The sequence below is a fragment of the Streptomyces sp. NPDC096132 genome (genome assembly GCF_044763345.1).
Lineage (GTDB): Bacteria > Actinomycetota > Actinomycetes > Streptomycetales > Streptomycetaceae > Streptomyces.
In genome coordinates, this window is record NZ_JBIWGA010000005.1 from 385,823 (window position 1) to 403,292 (window position 17,470).

Consider the following 17,470-nt stretch of genomic DNA (forward strand, 5'->3'; position numbering starts at 1 on the left):
GGCGCCCGCCCGAGGCGTCGGCCCGATGGGCGCCCGCCGACCCCGAAGGGATGCCCGGGGGTCCCGTGCCTCAGGTCACCTGGTTCCTCCGAGGATGCCCCGGCCTTCAGGCCGGGGAGGAATCGGATTCCTGCGGAGCAGGGCAGGGAAGCCGAATCGCCGTCAGGGCGATTCGGTGTCCACCGAGTGACTGGCGAGTGCGACCTCCAGGAGATGCACGATCTCGCCGTTGACCGACCTGCGGTCCCGCTTTGCGAGTGTGGCGAGCCTTTCGTGGAGCTCCAGGGGGAGCCGGACAGTGATGCGCTTCTCTTCGTCCATGCCGCCACTGTAGTTGCCTTCCTATGCAAGAGTGACGTACATTTGACGTCATGGAGACGGTGAAACGACAGGCGGAGGATGTCGGGCATGCTCGATACACCTACCGGCTTCGCGTGTCGTCGGCCGCCCGCGCGGGTCTGATGGCCGAGTGGGCTCGCTGCCGGTGGGTGTGGAACGAGTGCGTGGCCATGTCCCGCAAGGTCCACACCGCGAACCGGGACACCGCCGAGAAGACGACGTGCGGCCCGGCACAGCTCGACAAGATGTTGACCGAGGCCCGTACCGCGATGACGTGGCTGCGTGAGGGCGCCTCGGTACCGCAGCAGCAGACCATCCGCGATTGCGCGAAGTCCCGCGCCAAGGCGATGAAGGACATCAAGGCCGGGCTGCCGGTGCGGCAGCGTGCCGGGATGCCCCGCATCAAGCGCAAACGTGACGCGCTGCCCACGCTGAACTACACCACCCGGGGCTTCCGCTTGAAGGACGGACGCCTCCACCTCGCGGGCGGCATCAGCCTGACTGTGGTGTGGTCCCGCGAACTGCCCACCGCGCCGTCCAGCGTGCGTGTGTACCAGGATGCGATGGGCCACTGGTACGCGTCGTTCGTCGTCACGACCGAGGTGCAGCCGCTCCCCGCCACGGGCCGGGTGCTCGGTGTGGACTGGGGGGTGAAGGAGACCGTCACCACCACATCCGACGCCCACGACCTCCCCCACCTGCAGCATGGCCGCAAGGCCCAGGCGAGGCTGAGCCGGTACGACCGGATGGTGGCCCGCCGCAAGCCGAAGAAAGGACAGGCATCGTCAAAGGGCCATCGTGAGGCGAAGAAGTCGCGCGCCAAGGTCTACGCGAAGATCGCCCGGCAACGGCAGGACACCGCCCGCAAGTGGGCCAAGAAGGTCGTCCGCGATCATGACGCGATCGCCGTGGAGGACTTCCGGCCGAAGTTCCTGGCCAAGACCACCATGGCCCGCAAAGCCGCTGACGCGGCGATCGGCGCCACGAAGACGGCCCTGATCGAGATGGGCCGCAAGCACGGACGGGACATCCGCCTCGTCAACCCAGCGCACACCACCATGGACTGCGCGTCGTGCGGAGCGAGAGCCAAGCACGCACTTCCGCTGTCGGAACGTACCTACACCTGCACCGCGTGCGGAGCCGTCTCCCCCAGGGACAAGAACTCCGCCCGCGTGATGCTCGTCCGGGCTGGTCTCAACCCGGCTGGTGCCGAGGGCGTAAGACCTGTGGGAGCGCCGCTCCCACAGGCAGCCTGAGCCGGGAATCCCCTCCCTTCAGGGAGGGGAGGATGTCAATCTTGCTGGTGAGGATGGGTGCGCGCGGGCCACGTCGGGGCGGCGCGGGCCGTAGCGTTTTCCCAGGGGCGTCGACGCAGCTCCGGGGGACGTGATGGAGATCAGCGGTGCGGACGCGCGGCGTGTGCTGTCGCTCGTACGTGGGCTCGAAGAGGCCGACTCCGTGGCGGAGTTGCAGGAGCGGGCGCTGCCCGAGCTGATGCGCCTCGTGGCGGCGGACGCGGCACAGTGCTACCGGCTGTCGGTCGACGGCGCCGGACTGTTCACGCTGTCACTGCCCCGGGACTCCTTCCACGAGGACCCGATGGTCATCTACGACCACCCGCTGGACCACCCGCTCACCGAGATCATGCTCCAGACCCCGACCGCGGAGGACGGTGGGGGTCCCCCCGCTCGAGCGAAGCCGAGAGTGGGGGAGGGTGAGCGACGTGGCCGGCGAGCGGCAGTGGCGGCGCACCCACTGCTACAACCTCGACTTCCGGCCCTTCGGTCACCTGCGGCACCTCGTCGCCTCGGCCGGCGCGGACCCGGGCGTCGTCGAGGGGTACGCGCTGGTGCGCTCCGGGCGGGACTTCACCGGGGACGACCGCGACCTGTTCGGCTTCGCACAACAGCAACTCGCCCTGGTGGAGGCGCAGTTGGCCCGGCGGGAGCGGCTGCGGCTGCTCGCGGCCGCCGCGCTGGAACTGGTCGGCGGGGGCGGCCGCGGCGTCGCCCGCCTCGACGAGGACGGTCGCCCGCACCCCCTCGACGCCACCGCCGCCCGCCTGCTGGCCGCCGTACGGGACGACCCACGGCTCGGCGGCCCCGACACGTTCACCGCACGGGACACCGAGGTGCGGTACGTCCCCTCCGCCGGCCCCGGACTGCCCGCGCTGCTGCTGCTCCGTGACCTCGCCCGGGGCCGGGCCATCGCCCGGCTCATCGGCGTCACCGCACAGGAACACCGCACCCTGCGCCACCTCCACGCCGGCCGCACGGCCACCGAGACCGCCCGCCAGCTGGGCCTCTCTCCCGTCACCGTGCGCGGCTACATCGCCTCCCTGCACCGCAAACTCGACGCCGGCCACACCGCCGCCCTGCTGCACCGGGGGCGGGAACTGGGCCTGCTCGACTGAACCACCCGTACACACGACATGTCGCGATCCGTCAGAATTGACGGATGGTCATGGCCGAGCCCCGGCCGCTTCACTGACTGAGAACGCCCCGCGCGGGGCCGGTCGGCAAGGGGGACCCATGACCACGACACCGTCACGCCCTGAGACTTCCGCCGCGGACACCGCCACCGCCCCGGGCCCCGCCCGCCTCCTCGCGGCCGTCGCCGCGGGTCTCGGACCGATCCTGCTCGCCGTCGGCATGGCGCTCACCCCGTACGGGACCAGCGACTCCAGCAAGGAGATCGTGCGCAAGCTCGCCGAGCACCGGACGGCCGCCGAGCTCACCCAGTGGTTCTGGGTGGTGGGCTCGATCCTCCTCACCGTGGGCACGGTCGTCGTCGGGCTCGTCGCCACGCGGTACGCGCCGAAGCTCGGTCTGTGGGGCGCGGCCGTCTTCGGCACCGGACTGCTGGCGATCTCCTCGACCCCGTCCATGGACCTCGTCGTCCTCGGCGGGCTCGACAAGGGCGTGAGCCAGGAGGCGCTGGTCAAGGCCGGAGACGGCACCTACGCGCTGGCCGTGACCGGAGTCCCCACGCTCTACTTCGTCGTCGCGCACGTCGTCGGCGCGGTCCTGCTCGGCATCGCCCTGCTGCGCGGCCGGGTGATTCCGGCCTGGGCCGCCTGGGTGCTGATCCTCTCCATGCCGCTCAACGTGGTCGGCTACGTCGGCGGCATCATGCCGCTCACCGTCGCCACGTTCCTGATGCTCGCCGTCGGCTTCGGCGCCACCGGCCTGGTCGTCGCCCGGCACGGCACCGGCTGGGTGCGGGCCGCCGCGTAGAACTGCGTAGACCACCGTCACGGGGGACGGGGAAAGACGAGAGCCCCGGTGGACCGGCCGTCCGGTCCACCGGGGCTCTCGTGACGCCGGGGTGTCAGTCCTTGATCTCGCAGATCGCCGCGCCGGAGGTGATCGACGCGCCGACCTCGGCCGACAGGCCCTTGATGGTGCCGGAGCGGTGCGCGTTCAGCGGCTGCTCCATCTTCATGGCCTCCAGGACGACGACCAGGTCGCCCTCCTTGACCTCCTGGCCCTCCTCGACCGCGACCTTGACGATCGTGCCCTGCATCGGGGAGGCGAGGGTGTCGCCTGAGGCGACGGGGCCGGACTTCTTGGCCGCCCGGCGCTTGGGCTTGGCGCCGGCGGCGAGGCCGGTGCGGGCCAGGGTCATGCCGAGCGAGGACGGGAGGGAGACCTCCAGGCGCTTGCCGCCGACTTCGACGACGATCGTCTCGCGGTCCTTGTCGTCCTCCTCCGCCTCGGTGTCGGCCGGGGAGGCGAAGGGCTTGATCTCGTTGACGAACTCGGTCTCGATCCAGCGGGTGTGAACCGTGAACGGGTCGCCGGAGCCGGTGAGCTCGGGAGCGAACGCAGGGTCCTCGACGACCGCGCGGTGGAACGGGATGGCCGTGGCCATGCCCTCGACCTGGAACTCCTCCAGGGCGCGGGCCGCGCGCTGCAGAGCCTGAGCACGGGTGGCACCGGTGACGATCAGCTTCGCCAGCAGGGAGTCCCACGCCGGGCCGATGACCGAGCCGGACTCGACGCCCGCGTCCAGGCGCACGCCCGGGCCGGACGGCGCGTTGAACGTGGTGACGGTGCCGGGGGCCGGCAGGAAGCCCCGGCCCGGGTCCTCGCCGTTGATGCGGAACTCGAAGGAATGGCCGCGCAGCGGCGGGTCGTCGTAACCGAGCGCCTCACCGTCGGCGATGCGGAACATCTCGCGCACCAGGTCGATGCCGGCGACCTCCTCGGTGACCGGGTGCTCGACCTGGAGACGGGTGTTGACCTCCAGGAAGGAGATCGTGCCGTCGTTGCCGACGAGGAACTCCACCGTGCCGGCGCCGACGTAGCCGGCCTCCTTCAGGATCGCCTTGGAGGAGGAGTAGAGCTCGGCGACCTGCTCGTCGGAGAGGAACGGCGCCGGAGCCTCCTCGACCAGCTTCTGGTGGCGGCGCTGCAGGGAGCAGTCACGGGTGGAGACCACGACCACGTTGCCGTGGCTGTCGGCCAGGCACTGCGTCTCGACGTGGCGCGGCTTGTCGAGGTAGCGCTCGACGAAGCACTCGCCGCGCCCGAACGCGGCGACCGCCTCACGGACGGCCGAGTCGTACAGCTCGGGCACCTCGTCCAGGGTGCGGGCGACCTTCAGACCGCGGCCGCCACCGCCGAAGGCGGCCTTGATCGCGATCGGCAGCCCGTGCTCCTGCGCGAAGGCGACGACCTCCTCCGAGCCCGACACCGGGTCCGGCGTACCCGCCACGAGCGGGGCACCCGCGCGCTGCGCGATGTGGCGGGCGGCCACCTTGTCGCCGAGGTCGCGGATGGCCTGCGGCGGCGGGCCGATCCAGATCAGACCGGCGTCCAGGACCGCCTGGGCGAAGTCGGCGTTCTCGGAGAGGAAGCCGTACCCAGGATGGATGGCGTCCGCGCCGGACTCGCGCGCGGCGTTCAGCACCTTGTCGATGTCCAGGTAACTGGTCGCCGGAGTGTCACCGCCCAGGGCGAACGCCTCGTCCGCGGCCCGGACGTGCAGAGCGTCCCGGTCCGGGTCGGCGTACACGGCCACGCTCGCGATACCGGCATCCCGGCACGCCCGGGCCACGCGGACTGCGATTTCGCCACGGTTGGCGATGAGCACCTTGCGCACGATTGAGGCTCCCTCCTTGAAACAAGCCGAGTTTAGGGACTGCCGACACGACACATCGACCCGTCCCCAGAGGTGAGCTTGCCCACACGGAGCGTGATGCGAGGCTCACTCGACCGTGAAATCCCTTGTAGTACCGCCGTACGCAGCACTCCACCCGGCAACCCTAGCCTTCCCGTGTGGTCAAGGTCTCTGTGAGGGCGTGCTGCGGCCCACTCGGTTTCTTTGTGGAGTCCCTACGAATGGCCCAACGATTCTTTGCCCGGCGCAGAACCCTTGTCCCCGGGTTTACCCGTTAGTAGCGTTCGCGATGTCTCGAACGTACTTGGGGTAACTGAAAACCTGCTGGGCTCTGGCTCGAGCGGGGCGAAAGTGGGTGGGGGCCGGTGGTCCGAAGACCGGTGGCGTTGATCGTGGCGCTCGTGCTGTTCGCCGAGGCGCTCGGCATCGCCGTGCTGAACTGGTCCCTGGGGACCCTGGCCGACCGGCAGAACATGTCCCTGGCCGGCATTGACCCGGACGTCATGTCGACGTCCTCGAAGGTCGGCGGGATCGTCTTCGGCCTCTACTTCGCCTTCTGCGGCCTGGTCGCCCTGCTGGTGGCCCTGCGCGGCCGCCGGCCCGCCGGCCTCGGGCGTGTCCTGCTGATCAGCGCGGCCGTCGTGCACGGCCTGCTCGGCGCGTTCGCCTGGGGCCTGCTCGGCCGGCAGCAGTTCCTGTTCATGATGGTCGTGCTCGCGCTGATCATCCTGCTCCTGATGACGTACGACGCCCAGCCGGGCCCCGCCGCCGAGGAGCGCGGCGACGACGGCACCGCACCCGGGACACCCGGGGACACGGGCGTGGCCCTCGAGAAGCCCCAGGGCGGCGGCACGGGCGACGAGGGGCCAGGGGACGGCGGTTCGGCGCCCGAGAGCCACGTGCGGTCCGCGGGCGGCGGTACGGCCGACGAGGGCGACGGCTCGGCGGTCACGCCTCCTGCGGCGCCCACAACTCCGTGATGCCCACACCCAGCTGGGCCAGCAGCCTGCGGACCAGGGGCAGGCTGATGCCGATGACGTTGCCGTGGTCGCCGTCGATGCCGTCGATGAACGGCGCCGAGCGGCCGTCGAGCGTGAACGCCCCCGCGACGTAGAGGGGCTCGCCCGAGGCGACGTACGCGGCGATCTCCTCGTCGGTCGGCTCGCCGAAGCGGACCACCGTGGACGCGGTGGCGGAGGCGTAACGCCCGCTGACGGTGTCGTAGACGCAGTGGCCGGTCTGCAGCGTGCCCGCCCGGCCCCGCATCGCCTTCCAGCGCGCCGTGGCCTCCTCCGCGTCCGCGGGCTTGCCCAGCGCCTCGCCGTCCAGGTCCAGGACCGAGTCGCAGCCGATCACCAGCGCGCCCTTGGCGTCCGGCCGCGCGGCCACGACGCTCGCCTTGGCCTCGGCGAGGGCGAGGGCCAGCTCGGCGGGGGTGGGGGCGGTGACGGCGTCCTCGTCGACCCCGCTGACGATGACCTCGGGGGCGAGACCGGCCTGGCGCAGGAGGTTCAGGCGGGCGGGGGACTGGGAGGCGAGGACGAGTCGGCGCATGCGGTCAGGGTAGCGCCGGGGGCGGCCCTATCTGAGGCCGAGCACGATCATCGCGATCACCATGGCCAACGCCAGGAAGAAGCCGAGCCGCCTCAGGGTCTCCTGCATCTCGCGGAGTTCCTTGGGCGGCTCGTTCTTCGGGTCGGACCACAGCATGCCCCTAGCGTGGGGCTTGGGCCGGGGAGGGCGCCTGAGTACGCGTACTCAAAATGGCGCCCTGACTCAAGAGCAGGTCGGCTGCCCTCAGCCCGGCCAGTAGGTGCGGGCCCATGACGCCTCGCCCGGCTGGGGTACGCGTCGGCCCGCGATCCTCGACGGGTCGGACCACGCGTCCCTCGGGCCCTCCGCGCCGGACGGCGACTGTGCCGCCGCCGCGGCGCGGGCTCTGACCACCGCCAGGGCGGCGGCCAGCTCCTCCGGCGTCGGGTTGCCCCGTACGACCTTGATGTTCATGACGGCTCCCAGCGGGTCGACCAGGTCTAGAGGGGGATGTTGCCGTGCTTCTTCGGAGGCAGGGATTCCCGCTTGGTACGCAGTTGACGCAGGCCGCGCACGATGTGGCGGCGAGTGTCGGACGGCATGATCACGGAGTCGACGTAGCCGCGCTCGGCCGCGATGTAGGGGTTGAGGAGGGTGTCCTCGTACTCCTGGATCAGCCGGGCGCGCACCGCCTGAAGATCCTCGCCGTTCGCCTCCGCCTCCGCGATCGTGCGGCGGTGCAGGATGTTGACCGCGCCCTGGGCGCCCATGACGGCGATCTGGGCGGTCGGCCAGGCCAGGTTGAGGTCGGCGCCCAGGTGCTTGGAGCCCATCACGTCGTAGGCGCCGCCGAATGCCTTGCGGGTGATGACGGTGATCAGCGGGACGGTGGCCTCGGCGTAGGCGTAGATCAGCTTGGCGCCGCGGCGGATGATGCCGTCGTGCTCCTGGTCGACGCCAGGCAGGAAGCCGGGGACGTCGACGAAGGTGACGACGGGGATGTTGAAGGCGTCGCAGGTGCGCACGAACCGGGCCGCCTTCTCGGAGGCCTTGATGTCGAGGCAGCCGGCGAACTGCATCGGCTGGTTGGCGACGATGCCGACCGGGTGGCCCTCGACGCGGCCGTAGCCGGTGAGGATGTTCGGCGCGTACAGCGGCTGCGTCTCGAAGAACTCGGCGTCGTCCAGGACGTGTTCGATCACCGTGTGCATGTCGTACGGCTGGTTGGCGCTGTCCGGGACGAGGGTGTCCAGCTCCAGGTCCTCGTCGGTGATCGCGAGGTCCGCCTCCTCCGGGAAGACCGGGGCCTCGGAGAGGTTGTTGGACGGCAGGTACGACAGCAGCTGCTTGATGTACTCGATGGCGTCCTTCTCGTCGCCCGCCATGTGGTGGGCCACGCCGGAGACCGCGTTGTGGGTCCTGGCCCCGCCCAGTTCCTCGAAGCCGACGTCCTCGCCGGTGACCGTCTTGATGACGTCCGGGCCGGTGATGAACATGTGCGAGGTCTGGTCGACCATCACCGTGAAGTCGGTGATCGCGGGCGAGTAGACGGCGCCGCCGGCACAGGGGCCCACGACCAGGCTGATCTGCGGGATCACACCGGAGGCGTGTGTGTTGCGGCGGAAGATCTCGCCGTACGCCCCCAGGGACGCCACGCCCTCCTGGATGCGGGCGCCGCCGGAGTCGTTGATGCCGATGACCGGACAGCCCGTCTTCAGCGCGAAGTCCATCACCTTGACGATCTTCTGGCCGTAGACCTCGCCGAGCGCGCCGCCGAAGACGGTGAAGTCCTGGGAGAACACGGCCACCGGGCGGCCGTCGACCGTGCCGTAGCCGGTCACCACGCCGTCGCCGTAGGGGCGGTTCTTGTCCAGGCCGAAGTTGCTGGAGCGGTGCCGGGCGAACTCGTCGAGCTCGACGAAGGAGCCCTCGTCGAGGAGGAGTTCGATGCGCTCACGGGCCGTCAGCTTGCCCTTGGAGTGCTGCTTCTCGACGGCGCGTGCGGAGCCGGCGTGCGTCGCTTCCTCGATACGGCGCTGGAGATCCGCGAGCTTCCCAGCGGTGGTGTGAATGTCGATCCCTTGGATCTCGTGACGCTCTTCCGGCTCGGACATCGGGATGCGGCTCCCTGCCTGCTCAAAAGGGGGGACGGTTACTCATCCGTAGAGTAGTGGTGCGCCTACCAATCAGCAGTGCGGCGTTTCACACACCTAGGGTGGCTTGCATGACGCCCCGAGATGCATCAGACGCCGACGGCAGCCGCTGGTCCGACCTGGACCGGCCGCCCCTCAACGCCACCGCCCTGCGCCGGGCGCTGGTGCGGGAGGGAGGCCTGTGGTCCGAGGTGGAGGTGGTGCAGCGCATCGGCTCCACGAACTCCGAGCTCGTCACGCGGGCGAGTGAGGGCAAGGCGGGCGAGGGGGCCGTTCTCGTCGCCGAGGAGCAGACCTCCGGGCGCGGGCGCCTGGACCGCCGCTGGACGGCACCGCCACGCTCCGGGCTGTTCTTCTCGGTGCTCCTGCGGCCGAGCGAGGTCCCCGTCGCCCGCTGGGGCTGGCTGCCGCTGCTCACCGGCGTCGCCGTCGCGACCGGCCTCGCCCGGGCGGCCGGGGTCGACACGGCGCTCAAGTGGCCGAACGACCTGCTGGTGACCGTGGGCGGAGAGGAGCGCAAGGCCGGCGGCATCCTCGCCGAGCGGGCCGGCGAGGACGCCGTGGTCATCGGCGTCGGCATCAACGTCACCCTGCGCGCCGACGAGCTCCCGGTCCCGCAGGCGGGCTCGCTGGCGCTGGCCGGGGCGGTGAACACCGACCGGGATCCCCTGCTGCGGGCCGTGCTGCGCTCGCTGGAGGAGTGGTACGGACGCTGGCGGTCGGCCGGCGGCGATCCGGCGGTGAGCGGCTTGCAGGAGGCGTACGCGGCGGGGTGCGCGACGCTGGGACGTGAGGTGCGGGCGGAGCTGCCGGGGGACCGGTCGGTGGTGGGGGAGGCGGTGGCGGTCGACGGGGACGGACGGCTCGTGATCGCGACGCGGGAAGGGGTACAGGAGCCGGTGGGCGCGGGGGACATCGTGCACGTGCGACCGGCGTGAGTGGTGCGGCCCGTCAGGGGGTGCCTCCCGCCGGGTGCCGTACGGCCGCACGGGACTTAACGTCGGCTCCACAGGCGTGAGCTACCGCACACTGCCGTAGAGTTGAGGACCGGTCGATACCTGACCGCGGAAGATCGGAAGGGCAGCAGGCGTGACCGTCGACGACACGGGCTCCGGCGCGGGCGCGGAACGCCGGGTGGACCCCCATGCCGCCGATCCCGGCGATCTCGGCGAGGGCAATCCCCTCGCGCTGCGCCTCGAACAGCTCATTCTGGGCGCCGAGCGGCGCTACACCCCGTTTCAGGCGGCCCGCAGCGCCGGTGTCTCCATGGAACTGGCGTCCCGCTTCTGGCGGGCGATGGGCTTCGCCGACATCGGGCAGGCCAAGGCGCTCACCGAGGCCGATGTGCTGGCGCTGCGCCGGCTCGCCGGTCTGGTCGAGGCGGGGCTGCTGAGCGAGGCCATGGCGGTGCAGGTGGCGCGGTCCACCGGGCAGACCACCGCCCGGTTGGCGGAGTGGCAGATCGACTCCTTCCTGGAGGGGCTGACCGAGCCGCCCGAGCCGGGCATGACCCGCACCGAGGTCACCTATCCGATCGTCGAACTGCTCCTGCCCGAGCTGGAGGAGTTCCTCGTCTACGTCTGGCGCCGCCAGCTCGCCGCCTCGGCGGGGCGGGTCGTGCAGGCCGCGGACGACGAGGAGATGGTCGACCGGCGGCTCGCCGTCTGCTTCGCCGACCTGGTGGGCTTCACCCGGCTGACCCGCCGGATGGAGGAGGAGGAGCTCGGCGAACTGGTCGAGGCCTTCGAGACCACCTCCGCCGACCTGGTGGCCGCACGGGGCGGACGGCTGATCAAGACCCTCGGCGACGAGGTGCTGTACGCGGCGGACGACGCGGGCACCGCCGCCGACATCGCGCTGCTGCTGGTCGAGACGATGAGCAACGACGAGACGATGCCCGAACTGCGCGTCGGCATGGCGTTCGGCACGGTGACGACCCGGATGGGCGATGTCTTCGGTACGACGGTGAACCTGGCCTCGCGGCTGACGTCGATAGCGCCCCGGGACGCCGTGCTCGTCGACAGCGCCTTCGCGGAGGAGCTGATCCGCACCGGGGACGCGCCGGCCTCGGAGGCACAGGCCGCGGAGGAGGCGGCCGCGGCCGAGAAGGAGGGCGAGGAGCCGCCGAAGTACCGCTTCGCGCTCCAGCCGATGTGGCAGCGCCCGGTGCGTGGCCTCGGCGTGGTCGAGCCCTGGCTGCTCACCCGCCGCCACGAACCGCCGTCCCCGTGATCCCTCGCCTCACAACCCGGGCGCCACGAGCGCGTCCACGCACAGGCCTACGACGGGGACGCACACGCCCGGCTGACGTGACGGCCCCGGCTGCTGCGGGGCGGGTGCCGGGGGTGCGGTGGTCGGCGTCGGTGCCGGGGGCGGTGCCGGGGGCGGGGTCGAGGTACGCCGGGGCGCGGCGGTGCGGCTCGGCGCGGGCGCCGGGGCGGGCGGAGTGGCCGCAGGGGCGTAGGTGGCGCCCGGGGTGATGGCGACGGGCGTGGGGGAACTGACCTCGGGGGTCGGCGCGGTGGTCGCCCCGCCCATGGCGGAGGGCGCGGTCGGGGTGGCCGCGACGGTGGCTCCGGCGTTGGCCGCGCGATCCGTGTCGGTGTCGGCGCTCGTGACGGGGCCCGGGTGGGGTTCCGCCTCCGCGGTACCGACACCGGCGACGCCGCTCGGGTCGGACGACAGCCGTACGAGGCTCAGCACCCCGGCCGCCAGCGCCAGGCCGCCCGCCGCGAACAGGACCTTGCGGGGGCGGGGACGGCGGTGCCGGCCGCGCGGCGCCGCGAAGAGCCGGGTGGGCTCTGCGTGCAGGTCGTCCACCGGTGTGCCGGCCATCGCGTTTCCTCCCCGGTGCGGTCGCGCCCCCGGTGCGCCGGGGCGGACGCACGTTATGCGCTCCCGTGGGCGGTCGGGGAGGAGTTGGGCGGGATGTCACTCGAACGGGTGGGCGGTCCCGGGCACGGGGATCGGACCCACTCGAACGGGTCAACCACCGAGCGCACCCACCGGCCTCGGTGGCCTCCCTCGACCGCCCCTCGCCCCCTCCTCGACCGTTCGCCTACCGCCCGGCTGACTCCTAGACCGCCCCGCCCCTCGCGGCAGCCCCCGGCTGTCCCATCCACTCCCGACCGTCCAGCCCCTCCCGGCCTTCTACGGCCACCCTCGCCCCTTTCCGGCCGCTGCCCCTGCTTTCTCGGCTGCCCCGCCCTTCCCGGCCTCCCGCCCTTCCCGGCCTCCCGGCCTCCCGCCCTTCCCGGCCTCCCGGCCTTCCCGGCCTCCCGGCCTTCCCGGCCTCCCGGCCTTCCCGGCCTCCCGGCCTTCCCGGCCTCCCGGCCTTCCCGGCCTCCCGGCCGTTCCGGCCGCCCCGGGCCTTCCCCGGTCCCTTTCCGGCTGCTCGCCGGCCCGCCGCCCCCGCTGTTTCGGCAGCCCCGGCCCTCCTGGTTGCCCCAGCCCTACTCGCCGCCCGCAGCTCCCGGCCCTTCCTGGCCTTTCCCCCGGCGCCTGGGCCTGCGATGATCGGGCCGGTGGGGGTTGTTAACCGGCGTTAACTCGGAGAACTCGGAGGAAGGCATGAGCGAGGAGCGGTTCGGGGAGTTCGTCGTGGTGCGGCGGCACGGGGACGGCGGCCATGTCGCGGAGGTGGCCCTCGACCGGCCCAAGGCCATGAACGCCGTGTCCACCGACATGGCCCGGTCCATCGCCGGGGCCTGCGCGGCGCTGGGCGACGACCGGGACGTACGGGTCGTCGTGCTGACCTCGACGCACGAGCGGGCGTTCTGTGTCGGCGCCGACCTGAAGGAGCGCAACTCCTTCAGCGACGCGGACCTGCGGCGGCAGCGGCCGGTCACGCGCGGGGCGTACACGGGCGTACTGGAGCTGGCGGTGCCGACCGTCGCGGCGGTGCACGGGTTCGCGCTGGGCGGCGGGTTCGAGCTGGCGCTCGCGTGTGACGTGATCGTGGCCGACCGCACGGCCGTGGTGGGGCTGCCGGAGGTGTCGGTGGGTGTGATCCCGGGGGGCGGTGGTACGCAGTTGCTGCCGCGCCGGGTGGGGGCGGCGCGGGCCGCCGAGCTGATCTTCACCGCGCGGCGGGTGGAGGCGGGCGAGGCGCGGGAGCTGGGGTTGGTGGACGTCCTGGTGGACGAGGGGCGGGACCGGGAGGAGGCGCTGGCGATGGCCTCCCGGATCGCGGGGAACTCGCCGGTGGGGCTGCGGGCGGCCAAGCGGGCGTTGCGGCTGGGGCAGGGGCTGGACCTGCGTGCGGGGCTGGAGGTCGAGGACGCGGCCTGGCGCACGACGGCGTTCTCGGGCGACCGGGCGGAGGGGGTGGCGGCGTTCAACGAGAAGAGGGCGCCGCGGTGGCCGGGGGAGTAGGTCCGTCGGCTGTGCGGCTGGCGGGGCTGGTGCCGGCCGGGGGTGGGTTTCGCTCGCCCGCGCTCGCGGGGTGCCGCTGCGCCCACCCGTGCCGCCCCAGCGGCACGACTGCCCGCAGCTACGCAGGTATGCCCGGCGGCAGCTGTCCGCGGTTATGCGGCTGTGCAGCCGCGATGGTGGCGGTTTGTGTCACTCTAAGTGCCCCTTCGGTGTCCCCTTTCGCAGTAAATATCCCTAACCTGGGGTAATGGGTGAGGACAGACGCCTCGCGGCCGTTGTGGCGCTTGCTCAGGGGATGGCCGCCGCGCAGACGCCCCGGGAGTCCTGGCGGGCGGCAGCCCTCGGGGCGTGCCGGGCGCTGGCCGGGGGATTCGCCGCGCTCTCGGTGTGGGAGCGGGACCTGGGGCGGCTGAGGGTCCTGGTGAACGTGGGGGACCGGGCCGCCGACGAGGACGAGTTCCCGGAGGCCGAGGCCTATCCGGTGCACCAGTTCCCCGAGATCACCGAGTTCCTGCACGAACGCTGGGCGTCCGGCGGCGAGCCCAACGCCTGGGTGGAGACGGCGGAGGGCGCGGCGGAGGGGAGACCCGGGTGCTGCCATCTGGGGGCACCTCCCAGCGTTAGCTGGGGGAGGGTCGCCGCCCTGCGCCGCAGGGGCCGCGGCTCCTGCGTGGTCGCGCCGATCGTGCTGAACGGCCGCGCCTGGGGCGAGCTGTACGTCGCCCGCTCCTCCGGCACCCCCGTCTTCGACCGCGAGGACGCCGACTTCGCGACCGTCCTGGCCGCCGTCGTCGCCGCCGGGCTCGCCCAGACCGAGCGGCTGGAGGAGGCCCGCCGCCTCGCCTTCACCGACGCCCTCACCGGCCTCGCCAACCGCCGCGCCGTCGACGTACGCCTGGAGGAGGCCGTGGAGCAGCACCGTGCGCACGGCATGGTCGTCAGCCTCGTCGTGTGCGACCTGAACGGGCTCAAGCGGGTCAACGACACCCGGGGGCACGCGGTGGGGGACCGGCTCCTGGAGCGGTTCGGGTCTGTCCTGTCGCTGTGCGGTGCCATGCTGCCGGGCGCGCTCGCCGCGCGGCTGGGCGGGGACGAGTTCTGTCTGCTCGTGGCCGGGCCGCCGGCCGACGACGTGGTGAAGGTGGCCGACGAGCTGTGCCGCCGGGCCGGGGAACTGGAGCTCGGGGAGGGGGTGGCGTGCGGGGTCGCGTCCACCGACGATCCCATCGGGCCCGTCCGCAGCGCCCGCAGGCTCTTCCGGCTCGCCGACGCCGCCCAGTACCGCGCCAAGGCCGTACGGGCCGCCCGGCCGGTCGTCGCGGGCCGCGAGGGGCCGGACGATCCCGTCGTACGCCTGGCCGACGAGCCGCCGCGGGAGCGGGCGGCCGAGCGGCGCAGCTTCCGCGGCCGGCCCTGATCGCACGCCTCGTCGGCGACTGTGACGTATTCGGTAAGGGGTGAACCGGGCACCCACTGGTGACATCCTCGTCTTCACTGCGTACGCTCCTGAATATGGATATGCACACTGTGGTGGTGGGGACGTCCGGGGTGACCGCGTCCGACGTGCTCGCCGTGGCGCGCGGCGGTGCCCGCGTCGAGCTCTCCGGGGAGGCGGTGGCGGCCCTCGCCGCGGCCCGCGGGATCGTGGACGCGCTCGCGGCCAAGCCCGAACCGGTCTACGGCGTCTCCACCGGGTTCGGCGCCCTCGCCACCCGGCACATCAGCCAGGAACTGCGCACCCAGCTCCAGCGCAACATCGTCCGCTCGCACGCCGCCGGCATGGGCCCGCGCGTCGAGCGCGAGGTGGTCCGCGCGCTGATGTTCCTGCGACTGAAGACCGTCTGCTCCGGACACACCGGCGTACGGCCCGAGGTCGCGCAGACCATGGCCGACCTCCTCAACGCCGGCATCACCCCGGTCGTCCACGAGTACGGCTCCCTCGGCTGCTCCGGCGACCTCGCGCCCCTGTCCCACTGCGCCCTCACCCTGATGGGCGAGGGGGAGGCAGAAGGCCCGGACGGGACCGTACGCCCGGCCGCCGACCTCCTCGCCGAGGCCGGCATCGACCCCGTCGAGCTGCGCGAGAAGGAGGGCCTCGCCCTCCTCAACGGCACCGACGGCATGCTCGGCATGCTGATCATGGCCCTCGCCGACCTGGACCTCCTGTACAAGTCCGCCGACATCACCGCCGCCCTCAGCCTCGAGGCCCTGCTCGGCACCGACAAGGTCCTCGCGCCCGAGCTGCACGCCATCCGCCCGCACCCGGGCCAGGGCGACTCCGCCGCCAACATGCTCGCGGTCCTCAAGGGCTCGGAACTCACCGGGCACCACCAGGACGACGCCCCCCGCGTCCAGGACGCCTACTCGGTGCGCTGCGCCCCGCAGGTCGCCGGCGCCGGACGCGACACGATGGCCCACGCCCGCCTCGTCGCCGAGCGCGAACTGGCGTCGGCGGTGGACAACCCGGTGGTCCTGCCTGGGGGCACCTCCCAGGCTTTCGGCACTGGGGGAGGGCGTGTGGAGTCCAACGGCAATTTCCACGGCGCCCCCGTGGCCTACGTCCTCGACTTCCTCGCCATCGCCGTGGCCGACCTCGCCTCCATCGCCGAGCGGCGCACCGACCGACTGCTGGACAAGAACCGCAGCCACGGTCTGCCGCCGTTCCTCGCGGACGACGCCGGCGTCGACTCCGGGCTGATGATCGCCCAGTACACGCAGGCCGCGCTGGTGAGCGAGCTGAAGCGGCTCGCCGTACCGGCCTCTGCGGACTCGATCCCGTCCTCCGCGATGCAGGAGGACCACGTGTCGATGGGCTGGTCGGCGGCGCGCAAGCTGCGCACGGCCGTCGACAACCTCACGCGCGTGATCGCCGTGGAGCTGTACGCCGCCACCCGCGGTGTCGAACTGCGCGAGGGCCTCGCCGCGGCACCCGCGAGCCGGGCGGTCATCGAGGCCGTACGGAAGGCCGGCGTCGAGGGCCCGGGCCCCGACCGGTTCCTGGCGCCCGACCTCGCGGCGGCGGAGGCGTTCGTGCGCGCCGGACGGCTCGTCGCGGCGGCGGAGACGGTCACCGGCCCGCTGCGGTGACACAAGGGGGCCCTGCCGTACGGACGTGACGGCAGGGCCCCACTGCGTGGTGTTCGGTTACTTCAGCTTGGCGACCTGCGCCTCGACGACGGCCGCGGGGTTCTCCATCGTCTCGCCGGTCGAGAACGCGGCGAAATTCACCGTGTAGAACGTGGCGACGGTGTTGCCCTTGCGCACCACCTCGGCGGTCAGGGTGGCCGTGCCCTCACCGTCCATGTCGACGTCCTCGGTGAACGCCACCGACTCGTCACCGCCCCCGATGCCCTTCACCGCGGCGACCTTGGTGACCTTCGAGGTCTCGCGCTCGGCCTTGAGGGCGTAGCCGCCGGAGCAGGCCGCCACACCGTCGGACACGGCCTTCAGGGCCTTCTCGGCGCCGTCGCCGTCGTACGAGGACAGGCCCACGAACGTCATGTCGACGTTGAAGGCGTCCTCGATGTCGGCCTCGCTGATGTCCTCCAGGGAGGTGGGCGAGTCCGACGCCTTCTCCTGCGAGACGGTGTTGCTGGCGTTCGCGTCCGTGTCACCCGGCGCGAGACCGGCCGAGGCCCAGGCCAGCGGGTCACAGGCGGCCTTGTCGGTCTTCACGGCGGATTTGGACTTGGGGAGCGTGTCGTCGCCCGAGGTCGCCTTGTAGCCCTTGAGCTCGCCCTGTGCGAGCAGCAGCTTCTCCAGCTCGGCGGAGGTCAGCGCCTTCGCGTCCGAGGCCGCCGACGACGAGGAGGAAGCGGACCCCTTGGAGTCCTTGGAGTCCTTCGACCCCTCGTCCGACGAACAGCCCGTGAGGAGGGCGAGTGACAGCGCGCCGATCGCGGCGGTGGAGCACAGCCGCGCCCCCGATGATCTCTTCATGAGCGGAC

At 72.2% G+C, this 17,470-nt stretch carries 17 protein-coding genes; 9 read left to right on the forward strand and 8 right to left on the reverse strand.

Annotated elements, in window-relative coordinates:
• Positions 1-162: 162 nt before the first annotated feature.
• Entirely contained in the window at positions 163-321 is a 159-nt protein-coding gene (locus tag ACIRF9_RS14915) for an Arc family DNA-binding protein (protein ID WP_403820827.1), read from the reverse strand.
• Positions 322-371: 50 nt separating this feature from the next.
• Between ACIRF9_RS14915 and ACIRF9_RS14920 the strand changes: the two genes are divergently transcribed.
• From ACIRF9_RS14920 to ACIRF9_RS14930, 3 genes are all read left to right on the forward strand, one after another.
• Positions 372-1,595 (forward strand): RNA-guided endonuclease InsQ/TnpB family protein, encoded by a 1,224-nt coding sequence (locus ACIRF9_RS14920; RefSeq protein WP_403820830.1) that lies wholly within the window; start codon positions 372-374, stop codon positions 1,593-1,595.
• A gap of 458 nt (positions 1,596-2,053) precedes the next feature.
• Positions 2,054-2,752, forward strand: a complete 699-nt coding sequence (locus tag ACIRF9_RS14925; protein WP_403820833.1) for a response regulator transcription factor — start codon at positions 2,054-2,056, stop codon at positions 2,750-2,752.
• A gap of 118 nt (positions 2,753-2,870) precedes the next feature.
• The gene (locus ACIRF9_RS14930) at positions 2,871-3,575 is read left to right on the forward strand and encodes a hypothetical protein (protein WP_403820835.1); all 705 of its coding nucleotides are present in this window, start codon (positions 2,871-2,873) and stop codon (positions 3,573-3,575) included.
• A gap of 94 nt (positions 3,576-3,669) precedes the next feature.
• Here the strand turns inward: ACIRF9_RS14930 and ACIRF9_RS14935 are convergent, their stop codons facing one another.
• Complete coding sequence (locus ACIRF9_RS14935; RefSeq protein WP_403820838.1) at positions 3,670-5,445, reverse strand: acetyl/propionyl/methylcrotonyl-CoA carboxylase subunit alpha; 1,776 nt, start codon at positions 5,443-5,445, stop codon at positions 3,670-3,672.
• 383 nt (positions 5,446-5,828) lie between these two features.
• Between ACIRF9_RS14935 and ACIRF9_RS14940 the strand changes: the two genes are divergently transcribed.
• Complete coding sequence (locus ACIRF9_RS14940) at positions 5,829-6,443, forward strand: hypothetical protein (RefSeq protein ID WP_403820841.1); 615 nt, start codon at positions 5,829-5,831, stop codon at positions 6,441-6,443.
• Here the strand turns inward: ACIRF9_RS14940 and ACIRF9_RS14945 are convergent.
• From ACIRF9_RS14945 to ACIRF9_RS14960, 4 genes are all read right to left on the reverse strand, one after another.
• Positions 6,412-7,017 (reverse strand): Maf family protein, encoded by a 606-nt coding sequence (locus ACIRF9_RS14945; protein ID WP_403820844.1) that lies wholly within the window; start codon positions 7,015-7,017, stop codon positions 6,412-6,414. The genes ACIRF9_RS14940 and ACIRF9_RS14945 overlap by 32 nt on opposite strands.
• A 27-nt stretch (positions 7,018-7,044) precedes the next feature.
• On the reverse strand, positions 7,045-7,173 hold the full coding sequence (mmpB, locus tag ACIRF9_RS14950; RefSeq protein WP_403820847.1) for a morphogenic membrane protein MmpB: 129 nt from the start codon (positions 7,171-7,173) through the stop codon (positions 7,045-7,047).
• Positions 7,174-7,260: 87 nt separating this feature from the next.
• On the reverse strand, positions 7,261-7,470 hold the full coding sequence (locus tag ACIRF9_RS14955; RefSeq protein WP_403820850.1) for an acyl-CoA carboxylase epsilon subunit: 210 nt from the start codon (positions 7,468-7,470) through the stop codon (positions 7,261-7,263).
• A gap of 26 nt (positions 7,471-7,496) precedes the next feature.
• Entirely contained in the window at positions 7,497-9,110 is a 1,614-nt protein-coding gene (locus ACIRF9_RS14960; protein WP_403820853.1) for an acyl-CoA carboxylase subunit beta, read from the reverse strand.
• A gap of 110 nt (positions 9,111-9,220) precedes the next feature.
• Between ACIRF9_RS14960 and ACIRF9_RS14965 the strand changes: the two genes are divergently transcribed.
• Both ACIRF9_RS14965 and ACIRF9_RS14970 read left to right on the forward strand, forming a co-directional pair.
• Positions 9,221-10,087: a biotin--[acetyl-CoA-carboxylase] ligase gene (locus ACIRF9_RS14965; protein ID WP_403820856.1), complete on the forward strand. Its 867-nt coding sequence runs from the start codon at positions 9,221-9,223 to the stop codon at positions 10,085-10,087.
• A gap of 151 nt (positions 10,088-10,238) precedes the next feature.
• On the forward strand, positions 10,239-11,381 hold the full coding sequence (locus ACIRF9_RS14970) for an adenylate/guanylate cyclase domain-containing protein (RefSeq protein WP_403820859.1): 1,143 nt from the start codon (positions 10,239-10,241) through the stop codon (positions 11,379-11,381).
• A 9-nt stretch (positions 11,382-11,390) separates the two neighbouring features.
• On the opposite strand, the gene ACIRF9_RS14975 is transcribed toward ACIRF9_RS14970, so the two are convergent.
• Positions 11,391-11,984, reverse strand: a complete 594-nt coding sequence (locus ACIRF9_RS14975) for a hypothetical protein (RefSeq protein ID WP_403820862.1) — start codon at positions 11,982-11,984, stop codon at positions 11,391-11,393.
• Between the two features lie 735 nt (positions 11,985-12,719).
• On the opposite strand from ACIRF9_RS14975, the gene ACIRF9_RS14980 reads away from it, so the two are divergent.
• The 3 genes from ACIRF9_RS14980 to hutH all read left to right on the forward strand — a co-directional run bounded on the left by ACIRF9_RS14980 (position 12,720) and on the right by hutH (position 16,610).
• Complete coding sequence (locus tag ACIRF9_RS14980) at positions 12,720-13,523, forward strand: enoyl-CoA hydratase/isomerase family protein (RefSeq protein ID WP_403820865.1); 804 nt, start codon at positions 12,720-12,722, stop codon at positions 13,521-13,523.
• 247 nt (positions 13,524-13,770) lie between these two features.
• Positions 13,771-14,940, forward strand: a complete 1,170-nt coding sequence (locus ACIRF9_RS14985; RefSeq protein ID WP_403820868.1) for a diguanylate cyclase domain-containing protein — start codon at positions 13,771-13,773, stop codon at positions 14,938-14,940.
• A 101-nt stretch (positions 14,941-15,041) separates the two neighbouring features.
• Positions 15,042-16,610 carry a histidine ammonia-lyase gene (gene hutH / locus ACIRF9_RS14990; protein ID WP_403821232.1) on the forward strand — a complete coding sequence of 523 codons (1,569 nt, stop codon included), beginning with the start codon at positions 15,042-15,044 and terminating at the stop codon, positions 16,608-16,610.
• 57 nt (positions 16,611-16,667) lie between these two features.
• Here the strand turns inward: hutH and ACIRF9_RS14995 are convergent, their stop codons facing one another.
• A complete protein-coding gene (locus tag ACIRF9_RS14995) occupies positions 16,668-17,462 on the reverse strand; it encodes a hypothetical protein (protein ID WP_403820871.1) in 795 nt (264 codons plus the stop codon).
• Between the last annotated feature and the right edge of the window lie 8 nt (positions 17,463-17,470).

What these genes read in the sequence shown, in the direction of transcription:
- ACIRF9_RS14915 (WP_403820827.1), bottom strand. Translation starts at nt 321, where the DNA reads ATGGACGAAGAGAAGCGCATCACTGTCCGGCTCCCCCTGGAGCTCCAC.
- ACIRF9_RS14920 (WP_403820830.1), top strand. Translation starts at nt 372, where the DNA reads ATGGAGACGGTGAAACGACAGGCGGAGGATGTCGGGCATGCTCGATAC.
- ACIRF9_RS14930 (WP_403820835.1), top strand. Translation starts at nt 2,871, where the DNA reads ATGACCACGACACCGTCACGCCCTGAGACTTCCGCCGCGGACACCGCC.
- ACIRF9_RS14945 (WP_403820844.1), bottom strand. Translation starts at nt 7,017, where the DNA reads ATGCGCCGACTCGTCCTCGCCTCCCAGTCCCCCGCCCGCCTGAACCTC.
- mmpB (WP_403820847.1), bottom strand. Translation starts at nt 7,173, where the DNA reads ATGCTGTGGTCCGACCCGAAGAACGAGCCGCCCAAGGAACTCCGCGAG.
- ACIRF9_RS14955 (WP_403820850.1), bottom strand. Translation starts at nt 7,470, where the DNA reads ATGAACATCAAGGTCGTACGGGGCAACCCGACGCCGGAGGAGCTGGCC.
- ACIRF9_RS14960 (WP_403820853.1), bottom strand. Translation starts at nt 9,110, where the DNA reads ATGTCCGAGCCGGAAGAGCGTCACGAGATCCAAGGGATCGACATTCAC.
- ACIRF9_RS14965 (WP_403820856.1), top strand. Translation starts at nt 9,221, where the DNA reads ATGACGCCCCGAGATGCATCAGACGCCGACGGCAGCCGCTGGTCCGAC.
- ACIRF9_RS14975 (WP_403820862.1), bottom strand. Translation starts at nt 11,984, where the DNA reads ATGGCCGGCACACCGGTGGACGACCTGCACGCAGAGCCCACCCGGCTC.
- ACIRF9_RS14980 (WP_403820865.1), top strand. Translation starts at nt 12,720, where the DNA reads ATGAGCGAGGAGCGGTTCGGGGAGTTCGTCGTGGTGCGGCGGCACGGG.
- ACIRF9_RS14985 (WP_403820868.1), top strand. Translation starts at nt 13,771, where the DNA reads ATGGGTGAGGACAGACGCCTCGCGGCCGTTGTGGCGCTTGCTCAGGGG.
- hutH (WP_403821232.1), top strand. Translation starts at nt 15,042, where the DNA reads ATGCACACTGTGGTGGTGGGGACGTCCGGGGTGACCGCGTCCGACGTG.
- ACIRF9_RS14995 (WP_403820871.1), bottom strand. Translation starts at nt 17,462, where the DNA reads ATGAAGAGATCATCGGGGGCGCGGCTGTGCTCCACCGCCGCGATCGGC.